At 65.8% G+C, this 3,247-nt stretch carries 2 protein-coding genes; both read right to left on the reverse strand.

Going from position 1 to position 3,247, the window contains the following annotated elements; all coding sequences use genetic code 11:
• A partial coding sequence (locus H8B02_RS46365) for a chemotaxis protein CheW (RefSeq protein ID WP_229172385.1) occupies nucleotides 1–452 on the reverse strand: 452 nt, incomplete at its 3' end.
• Nucleotides 453–525: 73 nt separating this feature from the next.
• Nucleotides 526–3,246 (reverse strand): hybrid sensor histidine kinase/response regulator, encoded by a 2,721-nt coding sequence (locus H8B02_RS46370; RefSeq protein WP_229172386.1) that lies wholly within the window; start codon nucleotides 3,244–3,246, stop codon nucleotides 526–528.
• Nucleotide 3,247: the final 1 nt, after the last annotated feature.

Genomic DNA, 3,247 nt, shown 5'->3' on the forward strand with positions numbered 1-3,247 from the left:
GGCACCAGTTCGAGCACGCGATCGACATCGAGGACGACCATGAGCTGGCCGTCGAGGCGGTGAACGCCGCCGGCGAGCCTGGCCATGCGGGGATCGAGGTTGACCGGGTTGTCCTGGCGGCTGTCGTCGGGCAGCCTTAAGACCTCGCCGATCTGGTCGATCAAGAGGCCATAGGATTCACCGCGCTGGTCGACGCCGACCGCCATCGGCGGCTTGCCGTCATCGGCCTTCGGCAGGCCGAGCCGGGCGCGCATGTCGACCACGGTGACGATGCGGCCGCGCAGGTTGAGCACGCCGGCGATCTCGCTGGAGGCCAGCGGCACCCGCGTCAGCCGCTCCGGCATGAAGACGTCCTGCACCCGCGAGATCGGCAGGCCGAACAGCTGCCCGCCGATCACGGCAGTGACGTATTCGGCCATCGCGCCTTCGCTGGTCTCGGTCTTGCTGCTCATCACTCAACCTTTTGTTTGAGCATGATCGGATCGGAAAACCGGTTCCCACTTTTCCGGATCATGCTCGCTTCCCTCACGCCGCCCGACGCAGTTCGGCGGTCTGCTCTTTCAGCGCCGCGATCAGTCCGGGACGGTCAAACTTGGCGACATAGTCGTGGAAGCCGGCCTGCCGGCCGCGCTCGATCGCCGCCGGCGACACCATCGCCGACAGCGCGATGATCGGCAGCCCGATGAGGTTGTGGTCACTTCGGATGTTCTCGGCGAACTCAAAGCCGTTCATCTCGGGCATCTCGATGTCGGTCAGCACGACGTCGAAGGCCTGCCCCGAGCGCAGTGCGGCGAGCCCTTCCTGCGCGTTCGGCGCGGTCCGCACCTTGTAGCCGGCGGCCTTCAAGACCGGCGCCAGCATGTTGCGGAAGAACGCGGAGTCGTCGACCAGCAGCACCGACTGCGCCGAGGCCGACGGGCGCATCTCCTTGCGCGAGAACCAGTCGGCAAACGCCATCGGCAGGAAGTGGCCGACGTCGATCACCTCGGTGGCCTGGCCCTTGATCACGGCCGAGCCCAGAATGCCGTCCTGGGAGCCCGCGACCTCGATGTTGAGCCGCTCCTCGACGATGTCGATGATCTCGTCGACCACGAGCCCCATCGAGCGGCCGTCGTCGGCGAACACCAGGATCGGCTGCGCGCCTTGCGTCTGCACCTCGACGCCTACCATCTGCACCAGCGGCATCAGCTGCTCGCGGTACTGCACCATGTAGCGGCCGTTGGAGAGCTCGATCTTGTCGGTTGCGATCTCCTCCAGCCGGGTGACGAGGCCGAGCGGCACCGCCTTGGGCTGCGAGGTGCCGGCGCGGAACACCAACAGCGAGGTGAGCTGCTCGCCGCTCGTGGCATGCGCCGCGGAATTGTCCTCGGCCATGTCATGGGCCGAGGAGCCGGACGCGCCGAGCGCCTTGGCAATGCCGTTGGGGTCGATGATCATGATGACCGCGCCATCGCCCAAAATGGTGTTGCCGGAGAACATGTCGATGTGACGCAGTTTCGTGGACATCGGTTTGACCACGATCTCCTCGGTGTGGAACACGCCGTCGACCACGATGCCAAAGGTCTGGCTGCCGACTTGGGTCACCACGATGAAGCCGTTCTCGGCATCGCTGGTGGCGCCGTCGTCGATCTTCAGGAGCTTCTTCAGATGGATCAGCGGCAGCAGCTTGTTGCGCAGCCGCAGCACTGCCGTGTCCTTGATCCGCTCGATGCGGTGCTCGGAGTTGGCGCGGGCCCGCACCAGCTCGACCACCGAGAGCTGCGGGATGGCGAAGCGGTCGCCGCCGGCTTCGACGATCAGCGCGGAGACGATCGCCAGGGTCAGCGGGATCTTGATGGTGACGGAGGCGCCCTCGCCGGCCACGCTCTTGATGTCGATGGTGCCGCCGATCTGGTCGATATTGGTGCGCACCACGTCCATGCCGACGCCGCGGCCGGACACCGAGGTCACTTGCGCCGCGGTCGAGAAGCCCGGCGCGAAGATGAACTTGTGGATCTGGGCTTCGGTCATCTTCTCGAGCTCAGCCTCGGTGACGAGACCGTTCTGGAGCGCCTTGGCCTTGATCCGCTCGGTGTTGAGCCCGCGGCCATTGTCGGCGATGCAGATGATGATATGGCCGCCCTCGTGATAGGCGCTGAGGCGAATGGTGCCCTGCTCGGGCTTGCCGGCGGCAACCCGCTCGGCGGTGGTCTCCAGGCCATGATCGGCGGAGTTGCGCACCATGTGCGTCAACGGATCCTTGATCAGGTCGAGCACCTGGCGGTCGAGCTCGGTGTCGGCGCCGTGCATCTCGAGCTCGATCTGCTTGCCGAGTTCGCCGGAGAGATCGCGGACGATGCGCGGCAGCTTCTGCCAGGCATTGCCGATCGGCTGCATGCGCGTCTTCATGACGCCTTCCTGCAGCTCGGCGGTGACGTTGGAGAGCCGCTGCAGCGGCACCTTGAACTCGGTGTCCTCGTTGCGGCGACTGATCTCCAGCAGCTGGTTGCGGGTCAGCACCAGCTCGGAGACCATGGTCATGAGGTGTTCGAGGGTGTCGACATTGACCCGGATCGACTGGTTGGCGATCTTGTCGCCTTCCTGGACATCCTCGGTGGCGGCCTTGCGGGCCGGCTTCCTTGCGGCCTCGGCCGGCTCGGCTGCCGGGGCAGCGGCGGCGACGGGCTTCGCGACCGGTGCGGGTGCTGCGACTTCGATCTCGGTCTCGCGGAAGGCGCGCTCGAGCTCGTCGAGCGAGACCTCACCCGGGCGCAGCGGACGCTCCAGCGTCTGCACCACCAGCGTGCCTTCAGTCATCGCCGCCTGCACGGATGGAGATTCAACGACAGGCATGTCTTCAGGAGCAGCCTCACCGGCCACCATCGCCGCCATGCCGTGCTCGACCATCGCCTCGAGCTGATCGATCAGGTCGCGGTCGTTGCCCTCAGGCTCGGCCTCGGTCGCCTCGAGCCCGCCAAGGATCTCCTTGATGCGGTCGATCGAGGACAGGATCAGCGTCACGGCTTCCGCCTTCACCGGCATGCCGTCGCGGAATTTGCCCATCAGGGTCTCGCCGGCATGCGCCAGCGCTTCCAGCCGCGGCAGTCCGAGGAAGCCGCAGGTCCCCTTGATCGTGTGCACAAGCCGGAAAATGTTATCCAGGATCTTCGCGTTGTTCGGATCCTGCTCGAACTGCACCAGCTGGTTGTCGACCGTATCCAGGCTCTCGCTGCTCTCCGTCAGGAACTCGCGCAACAGATCGTCCATG

It is taken from the genome of Bradyrhizobium altum (assembly GCF_020889705.1).
Taxonomy (GTDB): Bacteria; Pseudomonadota; Alphaproteobacteria; order Rhizobiales; family Xanthobacteraceae; genus Bradyrhizobium; species Bradyrhizobium altum.